Raw genomic sequence first — 18,720 nt, forward strand, 5'->3', positions numbered from 1 at the left:
GGCGGGCGACGCGGTAGCGGGTGACGCGGGGGTCCCGGCGTCGCCCGCGGTGTCGTGGTCGGCGGGGGCGGATGCCGCCGACGCGGCGGAGGTGACACCGGCGGGGGCGTCGGCCGGGGCCGCGGGGGCCGTGCGCTCCGGGACGTCGACGACGCGCGCGACCAGGACGGTGGGCTCCTCAGGCGTGGCGTCTGCGGAGGCGGGTGCGGGATCCTCGTCCCGCTCCTCGTCGATCGCGGCCTCGACCACGTCTTCGCCGGGCGCGGTGGCGGGCGCGTCGGAGGCGGGGGCGGCGGACTCTCCCGCCACCGGCACCTCGCGACTGTCGTCGGTGGTCGTGTCGTCCGCGGGCACCCACGGCGCGTGCGTCAACGGCTCGGCGTCGTCGTCGGATGCCACCTGAGTGACCGTGTCGTCTGCTTCCGGGTCCTCGGCGGACGCCGCTTCGGGCTGCTCGCGCTCCCCCGATTCGTCGAACGGCGCGTCGTCGAGCGCGCCGGCGTCGGCGCCGCGCGACACGTCTGCGTCAGGCGACGCGTCGCCGCCGTCGTGCGGAGCGGGAAGGTGCGCGTCGCCGGAAACGGCGTGGTCGGCGACCGTGTCGTCGGGCACCGTGTGGGGGGCCTCTTCGCGGGCGGAACTCTCAGCGTCGGACTGCTCGAGGTCGCCCCGCTCGGCATCGCCCTGCTCGGCATCGCCCTGCTCGGCATCGCCCTGCTCGACGTCGGACTGCTCGAGGTCGGACCGCTCGGTGCTGTCCTGCTCGGTGTGGGCGCGCGCGCCGCCGACCGGTGCCTCGTCGACCGGCTCGTCGCCGTCGCGCTCGTCGCCGTCGCGCTGGGCACCGTCGTGCTCGGCGACCGGGGCGGGCGCGTCGTGATCCACGTCGACCGGATCGGCGGCATCCGCCTCGAACAGCTCGACGTCGTCGATCACCTCGAGGTCGTGCAGGTCGTCGACGGAGGCGTCGTGGGCGCGCTCGCCCTCGTCGTGCTCGTCGAGCGGATCCGCGGGGGCGGGCGAGCCGTCGTCATGCGCCTCGTGATCGCCCGCGTCCTCGTGCTCGTGCTCGACGATGTCGGCGTCGTGCACCTCGTGGTCGTCGCCGGCGGAGGCCTCCGGCTGCGCGTCGTGGGGCTCGAGGATGATGTCGCCCGTGGCGAGCTCGTCGACGACGTGATCGTCGGCCGTCTCGGGCGCGAAGGTGTCGGTCTCGGCGTCGGCCTCGGCGAGTCGCCGATCGTCGTCGTCGTGACGCTCGTCGCGGTACTCCTGCGGGGCGTCGAGCGCGGCGAGGTCGGTGTCTTCGAACGGGATCTCGTCTTCGATCACGTCGTCGTCGAGGTCGTCGTCGTCACGGGCCACCGGGAGGTCGACGTTGACCTGCGCGATGTGTCCGCCGAGGATCGAGATGCTGGCCGTGTCGAGATTCCCGCTCTCGTCGAGGACGCCGTGCTCGGCGTTCTCGTCGGGGTTCGCATCGGTGCGGTCGGGGGTCACTGCAGTCTCCAAACGGGAAGAGGGCGCGAAAGCGCCCCCTCCCAGGTTACTGCGCGGGACGGATCACCAGCAAAAGATCCCCCGCCTCGACCTGCTGAGTGGCCGCGATCGCGATGCGATCCACGACGCCGTCGACGGGCGCGGTGATCGACGCCTCCATCTTCATGGCCTCGATCGACGCCACCGTCTGGCCCGCCGCGACCCGATCGCCGGGCGCCGCCTTGATCGTGACGACGCCCGAGAAGGGCGCCGCCACCTGACCGGGCTTGGACGTGTCGGCCTTCTCGGCCTGACGCGCCTCGACGTCGATCGAGCGGTCGCGCGCGAACACGGGACGCAGCTGCCCGTTCAAGGTGGTCATGACCGTGCGCATGCCCCTGTCGTCGGCGTCGCCCACGGCCTCGAGCCCCACGAACAGCTGCACGCCGCGCTCGATCTCGACGGTGTGCTCGCCGCCCGCGCGCAGCCCGTAGAGGTAGTCGGCGGTGTCGAGCACGCTGAGGTCGCCGTAGGTCGCCCGCGTCTCGAGGAACGTCCGCGTCGGCCCCGGGAACAGCAGGGCGTTCAAGCGTGCGCGGCGCTGCACCGACTCTCCCGCGAGGGCCTCTGTGTCGTCCTCGGTCAGCGGGGCGACGCCGACTCCGGCCTCCCGCCCCGCGAGGACCTTGGAGCGGAACGGCTCCGGCCACCCGCCCGGGAGGTCGCCGAGCTCGCCCGCCATGAACGACACGACCGAGTCGGGGACGTCGTACTTCTCGGGGTTGCGCTCGAAGTCGGCGGGATCGGCCTTGACGGCGGCGAGGTGCAGGGCGAGGTCGCCGACCACCTTCGACGACGGCGTCACCTTGGGCACGCGCCCCAGGATGCGATCGGCGGCCGCGTACATGTCCTCGATCAGCTCGAAGTCGTCAGCGAGACCGAGGGCGATCGCCTGCTGGCGGAGGTTCGAGAGCTGCCCGCCCGGGATCTCGTGGCGGTACACGCGGCCGGTGGGACCGGCAAGACCCGACTCGAACGGACGGTACAGGTGCCGCACGGCCTCCCAGTACGGCTCGAGGTCGCTCACCGCGCCCAGGTCGAGGCCGGTGTCGCGCTCGGTGTGCGCGAGAGCGGCGACCAGCGCCGAGAGCGAGGGCTGGCTGGTGGTACCGGCCATCGGCGCCGACGCCGCGTCGACGGCATCCGCGCCCGCCGCCGAGGCGGCGAGCAGGGTCGCGAGCTGCCCACCGGCGGTGTCGTGCGTGTGCACGTGCACCGGGAGGTCGAACCGCTCGCGCAACGCCGTCACCAGGCGCGACGCGGCGGCCGGTCGCAGGAGCCCCGCCATGTCCTTCACCGCGAGGATGTGCGCTCCCGCGTCGACGATCTGCTCGGCGAGGCGGAGGTAATAGTCGAGCGTGTACAGGTCTTCGGCCGGGTCGAGCAGATCCCCGGTGTAGCAGAGCGCGACCTCGGCCACCGACGTTCCGGTGGCCAGCACCGCGTCGATCGCGGGGCGCATCCGCGAGACGTCGTTGAGCGCGTCGAAGATGCGGAAGATGTCGACCCCGGATGCCGCCGCCTCGGCGACGAACGCGTCGGTGACCTCGGTGGGGTACGGGGTGTAGCCGACGGTGTTGCGCCCGCGCAGGAGCATCTGGATCGCGATGTTCGGCAGCGCCTCGCGGAGGGCGTCGAGGCGCTCCCACGGGTCTTCGCCGAGGAAGCGCAGCGCGACGTCGTACGTCGCCCCGCCCCAGGCCTCCACCGACAGCAGCCCCGGCGTCGTGCGCGCGACGGAAGGCGCCACCCGCACGAGGTCCCGCGTGCGTACGCGGGTGGCCAGCAGCGACTGGTGCGCGTCGCGGAACGTCGTCTCCGTGACGGCGAGGGCGGTCTGCTCACGCAGGGCGCGCGCGAAGCCGGCGGGACCGAGCTCGCGCAGACGCTGGCGCGACCCCGCGGGGGCGGGCTCGGCCGGGTCGATGCGCGGGAGCTTCGTCGCCGGGTCGATCGAGAGCGGGTTCTCACCGTTCGGACGATTGACCGTGGTGTCGACGAGCCACGACAGGATCTTGGTGCCGCGGTCCTTCGACTCGCGTCCCCGCAGCAACTCGGGTCGCTCGTCGATGAAGGAGGTGCTGAGGTCGCCCGCGACGAAGGCCGGGTCGTCGAGCACGGCCTGCAGGAAGGGGATGTTCGTGGCGACGCCGCGGATGCGGAACTCCGCGAGGGCGCGACGGGCGCGGGCCACGGCGGCCGGGAAGTCACGGCCCCGGCACGACAGCTTGGACAGCATCGAGTCGAAGTGCGGGCTCACCTGCGATCCCGCGGCGGTCGTGCCGCCGTCGAGGCGGATGCCGGCGCCGCCGGGCGAGCGGTAGGTGGTGATCTTCCCCGTGTCGGGGCGGAAGCCCTGCGTGGGATCCTCCGTCGTGATGCGGCACTGCAGCGCGGCGCCGCGCAGCTGGATGTCGTCCTGGTGCAGGTGGAGCTCGGCGAGGGTCTGACCCGCGGCGATGCGCATCTGCGACTGAACGAGGTCGACGTCGGTGACCTCCTCGGTGACGGTGTGCTCGACCTGGATGCGGGGGTTCATCTCGATGAACACCACCTCGCCCGCGCGCGGACCCGCGGTCTCGAGCAGGAACTCCACCGTCCCGGCGTTCTGGTAGCCGATCGAACGGGCGAAGGCGACGGCGTGGCGGTGCAGGTCCCGCCGCACGGCGTCGTCGAGGTTCGGGGCGGGGGCGATCTCGATGACCTTCTGGTGGCGGCGCTGCACCGAGCAGTCGCGCTCGAAGAGATGGACCGTCTCGCCCGTGGCATCCGCGAGGATCTGCACCTCGACGTGACGCGGCCGCTGTACGGCCTGCTCCAGGAACATGCGCGGATCGCCGAAGGCGCTCTGCGCCTCGCGCATGGCCTCGGCCAGGGCCGGCGCCAGCTCGCCGATGCTCTCGACGCGACGCATGCCGCGCCCGCCGCCGCCGGCGACGGCCTTGGCGAAGAGGGGGAAGCCGATCCCCTCGGCCTGCGCGAGCAGCACGTCGATGTCGTCGGACGCCGGGGTGGATGCCAGCACCGGAACGCCCGCGGCGATCGCGTGCTCCTTCGCGGTGACCTTGTTGCCCGCCATCTCGAGCACCTCGGCCGGCGGCCCGATGAAGGTGATGCCGTGCGCGGCGGCCTTCTCGGCCAGCTCCGGATTCTCGGAGAGAAAGCCGTAGCCCGGGTAGACGGCATCCGCTCCGCACTCGCGCGCGACGCGGATGATCTCGTCGACGTCGAGGTAGGCGCGCACCGGGTGCCCGCGCTCGCCGATCTGGTAGGCCTCGTCGGCCTTCAACCGGTGCAGGGAGGCGCGGTCCTCGTAGGGGTAGACCGCGACGGTGCGCGCTCCGACCTCGTACGCGGCCCGGAACGCCCGGATGGCGATCTCGCCGCGGTTGGCGACCAGGATCTTTGAGAACATGCGCACCTCACGTCAAGCTGGCGGGGCTGAATGTGCTCACAGCCTAGGGGACGGTAACGTGGACTCTCGTGCACGTACTCTCCGTCAGCTCTCTCAAAGGCGGGGTCGGCAAGACGACCGTGACACTCGGGCTGGCTTCCGCGGCCTTCGCACGTGGCGTTCGCACTCTCGTCGTCGACCTCGACCCTCAGTCCGACGTGTCGACCGGGATGGACATCCAGGTCGCCGGTCGGCTCAACATCGCCGACGTCCTGGCGAACCCGAAAGAGAAGGTCGTGCGCCAGGCGATCACCTCGAGCGGGTGGGCCAAGGTGCACCCCGGCACCATCGACGTTCTGATCGGCAGCCCGTCGGCGATCAACTTCGACGGCCCCCACCCGAGCGTGCGCGACGTGTGGAAGCTCGAGGAGGCCCTCGCCACGATCGAGGCCGACTACGACCTCGTCCTGATCGACTGCGCACCGTCACTGAACGCCCTCACCCGCACCGCGTGGGCGGCGAGCGACCGGGTGGTCGTCGTGACCGAGCCCGGCCTGTTCTCGGTGGCCGCCGCCGACCGCGCCCTGCGCGCGATCGAGGAGATCCGCCGCGGCCTCTCGCCGCGCCTGCAGCCGCTCGGCGTCGTGGTCAACCGCGTGCGCCCGCAGTCGATTGAGCACCAGTTCCGCATCAAGGAGCTGCGCGACATGTTCGGCCCGCTCGTGCTCAACCCCCAGCTCCCCGAGCGCACGTCGCTCCAGCAGGCGCAGGGCGCCGCCAAGCCCCTGCACGTGTGGCCGGGCGACTCGGCGCAGGAGCTCGCCGCCGACTTCGACGCCCTGCTCGACCGGATCGTGCGCACCGGCCGCATCCCCGTCGAGAACGAGGCCCCGCAGGCCTGAGCCTTCCTCGTGCGTCGAGACACCGTCCCGCTGCCGTGCAGCCGGGCGGCGTCTCTCGTTCCCCGCGGGCGCCCGCGCCCGATCTCTCGCTCACAAGTGCCTCGCCGTCGCGGGGACGAACGTGCGGGGGTACCCGCCCACCCGCGCGCGCGGACGGGGCACGGGCGTCGGTGGGAAGCAGAATCCCGGATGCCGTGGCATCCGGGATCGGAGGAGTGCGGGTGAGCGTGCGTTAGGCGGTACGGGCGGCGCGGCGGGCGGCGAGTTCGTCGACCGTGTCGGGCGTCGCGCTCTCGAAGTCGACCAGCGTCGACTCGACCTCGCGCAGGACCTTGCCGACGGCGATGCCGAAGACGCCCTGGCCGCGGCTGACCAGATCGATGACCTCGTCGTTCGAGGTGCACAGGTACACCGAGGCGCCATCGCTCATGAGGGTGGTGCCCGCGAGGTCGCGGATGCCGGCGGCGCGCAGCTGGTCGACCGCCGTGCGGATCTGCTGCAGCGAGATGCCGGTGTCGAGCAGGCGCTTGACGAGCTTGAGCACGAGGATGTCGCGGAAACCGTAGAGGCGCTGCGAGCCCGAGCCGTTCGCACCGCGCACGGTGGGGACGACGAGCTCGGTACGGGCCCAGTAGTCGAGCTGCCGGTAGGTGATGCCGGCCGCGCGAGCGGCGACGGCGCCGCGGTACCCGGTGTCGTCGTCCATCTGGGGAAGACCGTCGGTGAAGAGGAGGTCGGTGGCGAACCGGGGTTCACCGAGTGCGTCGCCAGCGTTCATGCTCGCGTCCTCCTCATCGGCTCGTTGCTTCCACGCTAGATCAGCGAGGGTCCCCCGGCAATCACATCCGCTCCCGGGGCCGCGGCGTGTCGCGATCAGGACAGGATTCGCTCGATCGCGTCGCGCACGAACATCGTGCGCACTTCGTCGAGACGCGCCGCGAGCTCGGGTGCGAGCTCGCTCGCACGGGCGCGCGATGCGGTGTCGGGGCGGCGCAGCAGCGCCGAGAGGGCGGACTCGACGAGGGATGCCTCGCGCTCGGCGCTCTGGCGCAGCGCCCGCATGTGGCGGGGCTCGATGCCGTGCCGATCCAGCGCGACCAGGGCACGCAGGAGAGCCACCGTCTGCTCGGGATACGTCTCGGACGCGGTGATGACGCCCGTGCTCACGGCGTCGTTGAGCAGCTGCGGGCGCGCGCCCGCAGCGGTGAGCAGCTCCTCGCGGCGATACCGGCGGGGAACCGACGTCATCGACGGGATCGACGTGGGCGGCGCGGGATTGCGCCCGGCGTCGAGGTCGGCGAGGTAGTCGCGGATGACGACGAGCGGGAGGTAGTGATCGCGCTGCAGAGTCAGCGCCAGGCGGAGGCGCTCGAGATCGGCCGGGGAGAATTTGCGGTATCCCGAGTCGGTGCGCGTCGGCGAGACGATGCCCTGCACCTCGAGGAAGCGGAGCTTGCTGGAGGTGAGCGCCGGGAAGTCGGGTGTCAGGCGGGCGAGCACCTGACCGATGCTGAGCAGCCCCGCAGCCGTCTGACGACTACGGGAGGGGGCTGCCGCCATCAACGCTCTGCCGCGGGCAGATCGACCGGCGAACCGAAGAAGTTCAAGCGGAATTTGCCGATGCGCACCTCGGAGCCGTTCACGAGCGCGGAACGGTCCACCCGCTCGCCGTTGACGTAGCTGCCGTTCAGCGACCGCTGGTCGACGATCTCGAACGAGGTGCCCGTGCGGATGATCTCGGCGTGGCGGCGCGACACGGTCACGTCGTCGAAGAACAGGTCGGCCTCGGGGTGACGGCCGACGGTGGTGACGTCGGTGTCGAGGAGGTAGCGCGCTCCCGTGGTCGGACCCGAGCGCACGATGAGCAGAGCCGCACCCGAGGGGAGGGCGTCGATGGCCTCGAGCTCGGCCTCCGTGAGATCGGCCCCGAAGGGGACGAACGACAGGTCGGCGTCGTGGGTCTGGGTCGTGTCGTGCGAGGGGTTCCGCGCAGCGGCGTCGGCCGCGCGTCGGATCTCGTCTCGATCGAATCGGCTGGTCTCGTCCACGGCTTCTCCTTCATATTCACCATAACCGATCGGTCCGCGACGAACGGGGGCCGACCTCGCGCAGGCCATGGTGAGGCGTGATGTGTCTTGATTCGTCGACACCGGACACCGCAGTTCGGGGGACGGAGACGGGCGACGAGACACTCGAACCTATCGACCCGGAGTCCGTCGTGTCGAGTCCGTCGGCGCGCCTCGACGGGATCCGTGCTCCGCGTGCGCCGTCGGGGCGTTCCCAGGCACCATGTCGGAGGCCCTCATTAGGGTCGGAGAGTGACTTCCTCCGAGGCGCCGCGCCGGCGCACCCTCCCCGCCGTCCTGGCCGCCGTTCTGCTCGCCGCGGCCGCCGCGCTGCTGCCCGCCCTGCCGGCCGCCGCGCACGACGAACTGGTCTCCACCGACCCCGCGGCCGACGCCGTGCTCGACGCACTCCCGCCGCAGATCACGTTCTCGTACAGCGCCGACGTCCTTCCCGACGCCGGCGCGACGGTCGTGGAGGTCACCGACGTCTCGGGCGCCTCCCTGACCGACGGTGCACCGCAGGTCTCAGGCACCGACGTCACCCAGGCGCTCGCGGGCACGGCATCCGGGGTCGTCTCCGTCAAGTGGCGCGTCGTCTCGAGCGACGGGCACCCCATCGACGGCGAGTTCGCCTTCACGGTGCCGGCGGCCGCCCCCACCCCCACCGCGACACCGAGTGCGACGCCCACCGCGACGGCGACGCCGACCACGACCGCATCGGCCGCCCCCACCGCGAGCGATCAGCCGACCGCCGCCCCCGCAGACGAGGCCTCCGCGGCCTCTCCCCTGCCGTGGATCCTGCTCGCGGTCGCCCTGGTGATCGTGGCGGGCGTGCTGGTGTACGTCTTCGCCTCGCGCGGGGGGCGGAACACCGCCGACGGCGGCACGGCCGGGCGATAGGCTGGAGCCATGCCTCATTACGATCTGGTCATTCTTGGTGCGGGTCCCGGCGGGTACGTCGCCGCAGTCCGCGGCGCGCAGCTGGGGCTGTCGGTCGCGATCGTCGAAGAGAAGTACTGGGGCGGTGTCTGCCTCAACGTCGGCTGCATCCCCTCGAAGGCGCTTCTGCGCAACGCCGACCTCGCCCACACGTTCCACGCGAAGGCCGACCTGTTCGGCATCTCGGGTGACGTCACCTTCGACTTCGGCAAGGCGTTCGACCGCTCGCGCAGCGTCGCCGCCGGTCACGTCAAGGGCATCCACTACCTCATGAAGAAGAACAAGGTCACCGAGTACGAGGGGCGCGGCGCCTTCGTCGACGACCACACGCTCGACGTGACCAAGACCGACGGCTCCACCGAGAAGGTCACGTTCGACAACGTCATCATCGCCACGGGCTCCACCGTGCGTCTGCTGCCGGGCGTCAGCCTCTCCGACAACGTCGTGACGTACGAGGAGCAGATCCTCAACCGCGAGCTGCCGGCCTCCATCGTCATCGTCGGCGCCGGCGCGATCGGCATGGAGTTCGCCTACGTCATGACCAACTACGGCGTGAAGGTCACGATCATCGAGTTCCTCGACCGCGCTCTGCCGAACGAAGACGCCGAGGTCTCGAAGGAGATCCAGAAGCAGTACAAGGGCTACGGCGTCGACATCCTCACCTCGACGAAGGTCGACTCCGTCACCGACCACGGCGACAAGGTCACCGTCGCCTACACGGCGAAGGACGGCTCGACCGGTTCGATCGACGCCGACCGCGTGCTCATGTCGATCGGCTTCGCGCCCAAGGTCGACGGCTTCGGCCTCGACAAGACCGGAGTGAAGCTCACGGAGCGCGGCGCGATCGACATCGACGACCACATGCGCACCAACGTCCCCCACATCTACGCCATCGGCGACGTCACGGCCAAGCTGCAGCTCGCCCACGTGGCCGAGGCGCAAGGCGTCGTGGCCGCCGAGACCATCGGCAATGCCGAGACGCAGACCCTGGGCGACTACCGCAATATGCCGCGCGCGACCTTCTGCAACCCGCAGGTCGCCTCGTTCGGCCTCACCGAGCAGCAGGCGCGCGACGCCGGTCACGACATCAAGGTCGCGAAGTTCCCGTTCTCCGCGAACGGCAAGGCCAACGGCCTCGGCGAGCCGGTCGGCTTCATCAAGCTCGTCGCCGACGCCGAGACGCTCGAGCTCATCGGCGGCCACCTCATCGGCCCCGACGTCTCCGAGCTCCTGCCCGAGCTCACCCTCGCGCAGAAGTGGGACCTCACCGCCCTCGAGGCGGCGCGCAACGTGCACACCCACCCGACGCTGTCGGAGGGCCTGCAGGAGGCCTTCCACGGTCTCGCGGGGCACATGATCAACCTCTGATCACGCCTCTCACGCGAAAGGCCCACCCGGTTCGCCGGGTGGGCCTTCGTCGTGGGCGAGGCGTGAGTCGCTGAATCCGCCCCGTCGCCGACGGAGCGCTCAGTGACCGAGCGCGCGGGCGAGCTTGGAACCGGATGCCGCGGGCCGGCCGCCCGCGGCCGTCACCGCCGCGTCGACGGCGGCGAAGAACGCCGCACGCCCTTCGTCGTCGGCCGGGGCGGCCGGACCGAGTTCGACCTCCCACTCGCGCCAGGCCGACTCCGCTCCGCGGCGCTCGTCGCGCGCGCGGACGCGATCGTCGACGAACTCCGCGACCACCGCACCGGCGGTGTCGGTGAGCGCGTAGGCCGTGCGGTCGTTGCGCACGCGGGCGAGCGGCGTGAAGGGCGGCCGAGCCCAGGCCGAGATGGCATCCAGGATCGGCTCGGGGACCACCGGGGCTGCGTCGTCGTCGGACACCTCGCCGAGCGGCCACTGCGTCTCACGACGACCGCCTCCCTCGGCGGGGCCCTTCACGTGCCAGCCCTCGTCGGGGCCGCCTCGACGGCGGCGGACGGCGACACCGGCGCGCGACAGGTCGCCCGCCTCGGTGTCGACGTACCGGGCGTCGAGATCGCGCGACTCGGGCTCACCCACGCGCGCCACGCCCGGGAGGGAGGACCAGTCCGGCAGGGGCGTGTCGTCGTCGACGTCGTACTTGACCTCGACCTCGACGTTCGACGCGCCGTGCGGGGCTGCGCTCAATCGTCACGTCCGTCGGCGTCGGGGTTGATGTCCTCGGTCTCCTCGGCGTACGCGAAGACGGCTTGCGTCGGGCCGTCGGACTCGCCCGTGTTCGTGGGCTCCCCCTCGCGGCGGTAGACCAGCTGGCCCTCGCTGTAGGGCATGATCAGCGTGTCGTCGGAGTCGTTCTCGAGCGGGATGATCTGCCCGTCGAGCGGGCCTCCGGTCAGTCGTGCAATAGCCATGACGCCAGCGTAGACCGGTGTCTGCGAAGCGGCCGGTTGCCTTGACAGTGCTCGCCTAGAATCGCTCGGGTGACCACGACGGACCTGCCCGGCGATCGTCCGTTCGTGCTCCTGGCCACTCGCGCCGAGGATCGCCCGGCCGACGAGGAGTACGCGCTCTTCCTGCGCTTCACGGGCCTCCCACCCGAGCGGCTCGTGCGCGTGCGGCTCGAGCGCGATCCGCTCCCCCGGCTCGACCTCGACGAGGTCTCCGGCATCCTCGTGGGGGGCAGCCCCTTCAACGCCTCCGACCCGCTCGAGCGCAAGTCGGCGGTGCAGCGACGGGTGGAGACCGAGATGGCGGCGCTCGTCGACGAGGTCGTCGCGCGCGACACGCCGTTCCTCGGCGCCTGCTACGGCGTCGGCACACTCGGGACCCACCTCGGCGCGCCGATCGACGGCACCTACGCCGAGCCCATCAGCGTCGTCGATGTCACGCTGACCCCCGAGGGACGCGACGATCCGCTCGCCGCGGATCTGCCCTCCACCTTCCCGGCCTTCGTCGGGCACAAGGAGGCCATCAGCGCACTGCCGCCGCACGCTGTGCTGCTCGCGTCGTCGACCACCTGCCCCGTGCAGATGTTCCGGGTGGGGCGCAACGTCTACGCGACCCAGTTCCATCCCGAGCTCGACCTCGACGGCATCGTGACCCGCATCCACGCGTACGCCGCCTACGGGTACTTCGCCCCCGACGAGCTCGACCTCACGCTGACCGCGGTGCGGCGGGCTCCCGTGGACGCACCGGCGCGCATGCTGCGGACGTTCGTCGAGCGCTACGCGCGCTGAGCGCCCCGGCGGGCGGCGCCGAGCGTCACGAGCGAGGCGGCGCGGACGGCGTCGAGGCCGACTCCGGCGTGCGGACGGCATCCACCCGGATGACGTCGACGGCCGCCGTGAGCACCGGATGCGCGAGGCGCAGGAAGGGCTCGAGGCCGAGACCGACCACGTGCACGCGCCCGGCGAGCTCGGGCCCGCGCCCACGCACGAGACCGGCCTTGAGGGCTCCGAACGTGACGGTCACATCGGCGGGGAGCACGGCGGCATCCGCCGACCCGTCGTCGGGATCGAGGCCGCTGGGCAGATCGACCGCGATGATCCGCGGGCGCCGCTCGCGAGCCAGGACGCACTCCACGATCGCACGCGCACCGCCACGCAGGCGGCGATCGGGCAGACGGCCGATCCCCAGGATGCCGTCGAGCACGAGCGCGTAGTCGTCGATCGTCGCGCACACCTCCGACGCCGGACGCACCCGGGCTCCCGCCGCCACCGCGGCGTCGAGAGCGGCCCGGTGCACGCGGTCGCGCACGAGGACGACGTCGACGCGGTCTGCTCCGCGCGCGAGATCCGCGGCGGCGAAGAGGGCGTCGCCGCCGTTGTCTCCGGCGCCGACGAGCACGAGGACGGGTCCGGGGCGGGACCGGAGTTCGGCCGCGGCGATGTCCGCGAGCGCCGATGCCGCCCATCGCATGAGGGGCCTCCCCTCGGCGAGGAGGGGCGCCTCGGCCGCGCGGACCGCGTCGGCGGAGTACGCGGCGACGGAGCCGCGAGCCGGGAGGGGGGCGGGTTCAGTCACCGGCTTCCGCCTCCGCCGCGGCCACCGACTCGCGTTCCTTCTTCTCGGCCTCCCGCGCGGCGTCGAGCTCGCCCGTCGCCGCGCGGACCGCCTTCTCGGCCCGACTCACCCGGAACTGCACCAGGGTGGCGGCCCCGTACTTCGCGCGGACGCGGTCGCGGTCCTGTTCGTTGCTGACCGTGATGTAGGCGCTCGCGATGAGGATCACCTGGCTCGAGAGGTTCAGCCACAGCAGGAGGGCCACGACGGAGGCGAAGGTCGTCAGCAACGGGTTGTTGGTGGCTCCGCCCACGAACAACCCCGACAGCTGCTGCAGGACGACGAGGCCCACCCCGCCCAGCAGGGCACCGCGCCACAGCGTGCGGCGCTCGACGCGGATGCCGGAGAGGAACGCGAACGCGGCCGCCACGACCGCCGTGTCCAGCGCAAGCACGACGAGGGTCGAGACGAGCCACGTGATGACCGCGGTGACCCAGGAGTCGGCCGAGACGCCGAGGAGATCGCGGACGAAGGTGAGTCCCGCCGTGGCGAGGAACGTCACCGCGGCCGCCGCGGCCAGCGCGACGCCGATGCCGATCGCGAGGGCGAGGTTGCGCAGCAGCACCCACACGATGAGCATGTCGTCGGTGGCGACGCCGGCGATCTGCCGCAGCGCCGACCGCAGCGACCCGACGGCCCCGATCGCGGCACCCAGCAGACCGACCGTTCCGATGACCCCCGCGAGGGTGAAACCCGCCGGTGCGTCGAGCTTGCTCACGTCGAGCAGGCCGCTCGAACCGACGAGCCCCGGGACGACGCCGTTGACCGCGTTGACGAGGGCGCTGAGGCCCGCCGGGTTCCCGGCGAGCCAGAGCGCTGCGACGGAGAACCCGAGCAGGACGCCGGCGAAGAGGCTGAACAGGGTGCGGTAGGTCACGCTGTCGGCGAGCATCGGGCCGCGGGCGTTGGAGTAGACGAGGAAGGCGCGCACGAGGCGGAGCGACAGAGCCCACGCGGTGACACGACGGATGAGGGCGGCCATGGGGTCAGCGTATCGACGCGGCGGATCGTGCCCCGCGGGCTTGACCACCCGCGCGCCGCGGGACAGGGCGGCCGCCCCCTCCCCTCGAGCGGCAGACGACGGGGCACCCCGCGCGGGGACCGGCCCCAGCCACCACGGCCCGGTCACCACGGCCCGGTCACCACGGCCCGGTCACCACGGGCCCATCACCACGGCCCGGTCACCACGGCCCGGTCACCACGGGCCCATCACCACGGCCCGGTCACCACGGCCCGGTCACCACGGCCCGGTCACCACGGCCCGGTCACCACGGGCCCATCACCACGGCCCGGTCACCACGGCCCGGTCACCACGCGCGCCCAGGCGCCGAGCAGCAGGAAGGGCGCGAACGGCAGCTCGACGCGGCGCGCGCCGGCCGCGACCACGCCGAGACCCGCGACCCCCGCCGCCGCGAAACCCAGGGCGAGACCGGATGCCACGGCATCCGGTCCGAACCACCCGAGGTGGGCGCCGACGAGGGCGGCGAGTTTGACGTCTCCCCCGCCGAACGCCGACGGCCGGGCGAGGTGCACGACCAGGCACGCGGCGAACGCGCCGGCGGCGCCGAGGCAGACGCCCGCGATGCGGACTGGTTCGCCGCGCTCGCCGGCCGCTGCGGCGAGCAGCGCGACGCCCACGGCCACCGCGGGAAGGACCACCGCGTCGGGCACCCGGTGCGTGCGCACGTCGGCGACGGCCAGGACGACGCTCACCACCGCGAACAGCGCGAAGGCTGCGACGAGGGGACCCGGCATCCGCTCAGGCGTCGAGGACGGCGAGCTCGACCACGACGGTCGCTCCGGGGACGATGCCCTCGGCGTCGCGGACGGCACGCTTGAGCGGGAGCACGTAGACGCCACCGGCCTGCGGGAAGATCGAGGTGCGGAACGTGGTCGCCCCGATCACCGCGTCGACCCGCACGCCGCCGAAACCGCGTCGTTGCGTCTGCGTCTCCCGGATGTCGTCGCTGAGCTCGGGGGGCAGGGCGACGAAGTACCAGTCGCTGTCGCTGCGGGCGTCCCAGCGGAAGACGTCTGCCTCGAACTGCACGATCACGCGATGCCCCTCTCGTCGCCCGCCACGGTACAGCGCCCCACCGACACCCCCGGTCCGTCCTCCCCGGGGAGGAGCCGTGACCCTGCCTCCGCCCGGCGCCCTCGGCGCCCGTCCGACCGCACGACACCCGGGCCGGGCTCCGGAGGAATCGCCCACCGCCGCCGCTTCCCCGCGGCGCGCACGCGTCCGCGGACCGGAACTCCGGAGTCCGGCCCGGGCGGGCGCGCAGACGTCAGCCGGGCGGCTCGGGCGGCTTCGCGCGCGGACCTCCGCGGTTCGTCGCCGTCCGCGCCGCGAGCGCGACCCCGACCCGGTCGACGGCCACCGTGACCCCCACCGCGCACAGATAGACGAGCAGGTCCCGTGCGTCGAAGCCGGAGCCGAGCACCAGCGCGATCGGCGGGAAGCGGTCGGCCAGGGCCACGGGGACACCCGTCAGCTGCAGGAGCTCCACGCCGACGCACCACAGTGCGGCGACCGCGCCGACGACGAGCCGGCGCCATCGGGGGAACAGCAGCACGAGCCCCGCATACGCGGCCACCGCGTACAGCGCGTCTCCGGTGATGTCGGTCGCGGAGCCGGCGGGGCCGAGCGCGTGCACGGCGAGGCCCGAGACCACGACGACACCGAGGGCGACCAGTGCCGCGAGCCGCCTCTCCCTCACGTGAGAACCCCGGCCGCCCGCGCCGGCTCGGCGTACGCGGCGGCGAGCGAGTCGACGGTGTCGTGGGCGTTCAGGCCGCTGGGGTTGGGGAGCACCCACGTGGGCACCCCGGCGATCGACTCGTCCTGGCGGCCCGCGCGCGCCTTCGGGCGGCGGAACCCCTGCCGGTACGCCGTCAGCCCGACCACGGCCACGGCCGCCGGGCGCCACCGCTCCACGCGGGCGACGAGCGCGTCGGCACCGCCTCGTAATTCGTCGACCCCGAGCTCGTCGGCGCGGGCGGTCGCGCGGGCCACGAGGTTGCTCACCCCGAGGCCGGCGTCGAAGATCAGGCGTCGGTCGTCGGGCCCGAGCGGCGCCGAGTACGCGGGCGGCCGCGGAAGGATCCCCGCTCGCACGAGCGCCGGCCAGAAGCGGTTGCCCGGGCGCGCGAACGGGGTGCCGGTGGCCGCGGTCCACAACCCCGGGTTGATGCCGACGAACAGGAGCCGCACACCCGGCTCCACGAGGTCGGGGATGGTGGCATCCCGGTACGACTCCAGCTCGGCGCGCGTGAAACCCATGAGACCACTATGACCACTACCCGAGCCGGGGGTGCGCGTCTGCCAGGATCGGAGGAATGGATGCCGTTCCCGCCCTCACCGAGGTTCCCCCCGCGCAGTTCGTCATCGTCGGCGACACCGTGCGCCTGGCCACCTACACGTGGGGCGACCCGGAGGCTCCGGCCGTGCTGTGCGTGCACGGCTTCGGATCGAGCACGCGCGACAACTGGGTCAACACGGGGTGGGTGCGCGACCTGCTGCGCGCCGGGTTCCGCGTGATCGCCGTCGACCAGCGCGGGCATGGAGCCAGCGACAAGCCGCACGAGGCCGCGGCGTACACGATGCCGACGCTCGTCTCCGACCTCGTCGCGGTGCTCGACACCTATCTCGTCGACCAGGTGCGCTACCTCGGCTACTCGCTCGGCGGCCGCGTGGGCTGGCAGCTCGCCGTCGACGCCCCCGAGCACGTCGAGCGCGCGGTGCTGGGCGGCATCCCCGACGGCCGTCCGCTGGCGCGCCTGCAGGTCGATCAGGCGCGCGCGTTCCTCGACCACGGTGAGCCAGTGCAGGATGCCACGACCCAGCGCTACGTCTCGCTCGCCGAGCGCGTGCCGGGCAACGATCTGCGCGCTCTCGTCGCGATCGCGGAGGGCATGCGCCTCGGCGAGACCGACCCCGACCCGGCGTCTCCCCCGCAGCAACCGGTGCTGATCGCGACGGGCACGGACGACCCCATCCACGACCAGTCGGCTCACCTGGCGGGTCTGCTCCCCCGCGGCGAGTTCGCCGACATCCCCGGGCGCCACCACGTGAACGCCCCCGGGTCGCGCAGCTTCCGCGAGACGGGCCTGGAGTTCCTGAGCCGCGACCGCTGACGCGTCACGCCCGGCGAGACCGCCGGGTCGTTCGGGACCTCGCTGCTGTTCGCACGCTCCTCGTCAGGAGGCGGAGACGGCGAGCTTCGGCGACGACGGGGCGCGGGTGGCCGTGGCCTGCAGTCCGACGCGGATGGATTGGCCGGGCGTCAGGGTCGCGGCCCAATCGCTGCCGGCGCACGTGACGGTCGTGCCGCTCATCCGGCACGACATCCCCCACGCGCTGGTCACGGCGGTGGTGCCGGGCGCCTCGAACGACACCGTCCACGTCTTCACGGCGGCCCCGGCGGTGAGCTTCAGCTCGGCGACGTACCCCTCGCCCCACGAGCTCTGCGGCACCCAGGTGGCCGACAGCTTCGTGGTGGTGCCGGAAGACGGCTTCGGCGCGCTCGTGGGCCGCGGAGAGGTCGACGCGGTCGGCTTCGGCGACGTCGTGGGCTTGGCCGACGTCGTGGGCTTCGGGGTCGTCGTGGGCTTGGGCGACGTCGTGGGCTTCGGGGTCGTCGTGGGCTTGGGCGACGTCGTGGGCTTGGGCGATGTCGTCGGCGTGGGCGCCGGCACGGACACCGGCGTGAGGATGGGCCGGAGAGCAGCGAGCTTGGCCTTCTGCAGCGTGCGCCAGTCGTCGGTGAGCAGGCCGCCGGTGTCGCCGCTGTTGGGGTTGAACGACCAGTACGCGTAGCTCGTCTTCGTCTTGGCGAGGTAGGAGACCAGCGTCTTGAGCCACGCCTTGTCGCTGGCGGTCTCGAGCTTCGTGCCGAATTCGCCGAGCAACACGGGGGCGATGTTCTTGCGCACCAGGTAGCCCCAGTTGGCATCCCAGATCGCCTCGAGGTTCGCCGGGTAGTTGCCCGCGGTGAACCACGACTGCTGGTGCACCGACGCGGGGTAGTCGTGCGGGGAGTAGACCACGCGGTTCTTCACCGACAGGGTCACCGGCGCGGATCCCGCATCCCGGAGGCCACCGCCCCACCACGTGCTCGACCCGTCGTTCTGCCGCTCGACGCCCTCGACGACGATCAGCAGCTTCGGGTTGACCGACAGCACGGCGTTGCCCGCGCGCGTCGCGGCGGCGCGCCAGTCGCGAGCGGGATCGCCGCAGTTCCAGCAGGCCGGTCCGTGCGGCTCGTTGTGCAGGTCGACGCCGATCACGGCGGACTCCGTCTTGTAGCGGGCTGCGAGCTTCTTCCAGTCGTCGATCCAGCGCTTCTCGCTGTATCGGGCGGTGTACCAGAGCTCGCTCTGCGCGGCCGAGTCAGGGCGGTGGCGATCGAGGATCACCGACAGCCCGTAGGCCTTGGCCCGGGCGATGACGGCGTCCATGAGCTTCAGCGGACTGAGCGAGACGAGCGCGGGGTTGGCCGAGCCGTTGATGGAATTCGTCGACCCCGCCGCCAGGCACTCGTTCGAGAACGGCAGACGGATCGCGTTGAAGCCCATGCCCGCGATGGCGCGCATGCCCTCGTCGAGCGAGATCGACCACAGGCCGTGCGGCGCGCAGTTGGAGGTCTCCATGCCGAACCAGGCGACGGCCTTGATCGTGTAGGGCGTCCCCGCGGAGGTGACGATGGTGGAGCCGCGCGTCGACAGCCAGCCCGGGAGCGAGGGGGCCGCCGACGCCGCCGGGGCCGGGGCCGCGACGAAACCGGTCGCCGCCAGCGCGGCGATCACCGCGACCGCGGCCGTGCGGACCAGTGCGCGGCGCGTCGCCGACCACCGCTTGCGCCATCCGGACATCCGCACCTCCGCGGTCATC

Annotated in this window: 18 protein-coding genes and 1 pseudogene; 5 read left to right on the plus strand and 14 right to left on the minus strand. The window is 72.4% G+C overall.

Features of this window, described 5'->3' with window-relative positions:
* Together ACK4LS_RS03185 and ACK4LS_RS03190 are read right to left on the minus strand one after the other, a co-directional pair.
* Positions 1–1,500 (minus strand): annotated as a pseudogene (locus ACK4LS_RS03185) (hypothetical protein); the annotation flags it as partial.
* 46 nt (positions 1,501–1,546) lie between these two features.
* Positions 1,547–4,954, minus strand: a complete 3,408-nt coding sequence (locus ACK4LS_RS03190) for a pyruvate carboxylase (protein WP_409713038.1) — start codon at positions 4,952–4,954, stop codon at positions 1,547–1,549.
* A gap of 68 nt (positions 4,955–5,022) precedes the next feature.
* Here ACK4LS_RS03190 and ACK4LS_RS03195 point away from each other — a divergent pair, with 68 nt between their 5' ends.
* Positions 5,023–5,835 carry a ParA family protein gene (locus ACK4LS_RS03195; protein ID WP_055835478.1) on the plus strand — a complete coding sequence of 271 codons (813 nt, stop codon included), beginning with the start codon at positions 5,023–5,025 and terminating at the stop codon, positions 5,833–5,835.
* Between the two features lie 232 nt (positions 5,836–6,067).
* Here the strand turns inward: ACK4LS_RS03195 and ACK4LS_RS03200 are convergent, their stop codons facing one another.
* The 3 genes from ACK4LS_RS03200 to ACK4LS_RS03210 all read right to left on the minus strand — a co-directional run bounded on the left by ACK4LS_RS03200 (position 6,068) and on the right by ACK4LS_RS03210 (position 7,883).
* Positions 6,068–6,613, minus strand: coding sequence for a MerR family transcriptional regulator (locus tag ACK4LS_RS03200; RefSeq protein WP_409713043.1), 546 nt, complete (start codon positions 6,611–6,613; stop codon positions 6,068–6,070).
* Between the two features lie 95 nt (positions 6,614–6,708).
* Positions 6,709–7,395, minus strand: a complete 687-nt coding sequence (locus ACK4LS_RS03205) for a MerR family transcriptional regulator (protein WP_409713046.1) — start codon at positions 7,393–7,395, stop codon at positions 6,709–6,711.
* Entirely contained in the window at positions 7,395–7,883 is a 489-nt protein-coding gene (locus ACK4LS_RS03210) for an FHA domain-containing protein (protein ID WP_409713049.1), read from the minus strand. Before ACK4LS_RS03210 ends, ACK4LS_RS03205 begins: the two co-directional genes overlap by 1 nt.
* Positions 7,884–8,153: 270 nt before the next feature.
* Between ACK4LS_RS03210 and ACK4LS_RS03215 the strand changes: the two genes are divergently transcribed.
* On the plus strand, positions 8,154–8,801 hold the full coding sequence (locus ACK4LS_RS03215) for a copper resistance protein CopC (protein ID WP_409713053.1): 648 nt from the start codon (positions 8,154–8,156) through the stop codon (positions 8,799–8,801).
* A gap of 9 nt (positions 8,802–8,810) precedes the next feature.
* Positions 8,811–10,208 carry a dihydrolipoyl dehydrogenase gene (gene lpdA / locus ACK4LS_RS03220; protein ID WP_409713056.1) on the plus strand — a complete coding sequence of 466 codons (1,398 nt, stop codon included), beginning with the start codon at positions 8,811–8,813 and terminating at the stop codon, positions 10,206–10,208.
* Between the two features lie 99 nt (positions 10,209–10,307).
* Here the strand turns inward: lpdA and ACK4LS_RS03225 are convergent, their stop codons facing one another.
* Entirely contained in the window at positions 10,308–10,952 is a 645-nt protein-coding gene (locus ACK4LS_RS03225) for a CYTH domain-containing protein (RefSeq protein WP_409713059.1), read from the minus strand.
* Complete coding sequence (locus ACK4LS_RS03230; protein WP_409713062.1) at positions 10,949–11,176, minus strand: response regulator; 228 nt, start codon at positions 11,174–11,176, stop codon at positions 10,949–10,951. Before ACK4LS_RS03230 ends, ACK4LS_RS03225 begins: the two co-directional genes overlap by 4 nt.
* Before the next feature lie 69 nt (positions 11,177–11,245).
* On the opposite strand from ACK4LS_RS03230, the gene ACK4LS_RS03235 reads away from it, so the two are divergent.
* On the plus strand, positions 11,246–12,001 hold the full coding sequence (locus tag ACK4LS_RS03235; protein WP_409713065.1) for a glutamine amidotransferase: 756 nt from the start codon (positions 11,246–11,248) through the stop codon (positions 11,999–12,001).
* 25 nt (positions 12,002–12,026) lie between these two features.
* Here ACK4LS_RS03235 and ACK4LS_RS03240 read toward each other — a convergent pair whose 3' ends face one another.
* From ACK4LS_RS03240 to ACK4LS_RS03265, 6 genes are all read right to left on the minus strand, one after another.
* Complete coding sequence (locus tag ACK4LS_RS03240; RefSeq protein ID WP_409713068.1) at positions 12,027–12,788, minus strand: NAD(P)H-hydrate epimerase; 762 nt, start codon at positions 12,786–12,788, stop codon at positions 12,027–12,029.
* Positions 12,781–13,809, minus strand: a complete 1,029-nt coding sequence (locus tag ACK4LS_RS03245; protein WP_409713071.1) for a YihY/virulence factor BrkB family protein — start codon at positions 13,807–13,809, stop codon at positions 12,781–12,783. The genes ACK4LS_RS03240 and ACK4LS_RS03245 overlap by 8 nt, the downstream gene beginning before the upstream one ends.
* 311 nt (positions 13,810–14,120) lie before the next feature.
* Positions 14,121–14,582, minus strand: coding sequence for a prepilin peptidase (locus ACK4LS_RS03250; protein WP_409713075.1), 462 nt, complete (start codon positions 14,580–14,582; stop codon positions 14,121–14,123).
* A 4-nt stretch (positions 14,583–14,586) separates the two neighbouring features.
* Complete coding sequence (locus tag ACK4LS_RS03255) at positions 14,587–14,883, minus strand: DUF1905 domain-containing protein (RefSeq protein ID WP_409713078.1); 297 nt, start codon at positions 14,881–14,883, stop codon at positions 14,587–14,589.
* Between the two features lie 232 nt (positions 14,884–15,115).
* Complete coding sequence (locus tag ACK4LS_RS03260) at positions 15,116–15,547, minus strand: DUF2809 domain-containing protein (protein WP_409713081.1); 432 nt, start codon at positions 15,545–15,547, stop codon at positions 15,116–15,118.
* Entirely contained in the window at positions 15,544–16,110 is a 567-nt protein-coding gene (locus ACK4LS_RS03265) for a mismatch-specific DNA-glycosylase (protein ID WP_409713084.1), read from the minus strand. Before ACK4LS_RS03265 ends, ACK4LS_RS03260 begins: the two co-directional genes overlap by 4 nt.
* Before the next feature lie 56 nt (positions 16,111–16,166).
* Here ACK4LS_RS03265 and ACK4LS_RS03270 point away from each other — a divergent pair, with 56 nt between their 5' ends.
* The gene (locus ACK4LS_RS03270) at positions 16,167–16,964 is read left to right on the plus strand and encodes an alpha/beta fold hydrolase (protein ID WP_409713087.1); all 798 of its coding nucleotides are present in this window, start codon (positions 16,167–16,169) and stop codon (positions 16,962–16,964) included.
* Between the two features lie 63 nt (positions 16,965–17,027).
* Here the strand turns inward: ACK4LS_RS03270 and ACK4LS_RS03275 are convergent, their stop codons facing one another.
* Complete coding sequence (locus ACK4LS_RS03275) at positions 17,028–18,701, minus strand: cellulase family glycosylhydrolase (RefSeq protein ID WP_409713090.1); 1,674 nt, start codon at positions 18,699–18,701, stop codon at positions 17,028–17,030.
* Between the last annotated feature and the right edge of the window lie 19 nt (positions 18,702–18,720).

This window comes from Microbacterium sp., assembly GCF_046295495.1.
Taxonomy (GTDB): domain Bacteria; phylum Actinomycetota; class Actinomycetes; order Actinomycetales; family Microbacteriaceae; genus Microbacterium.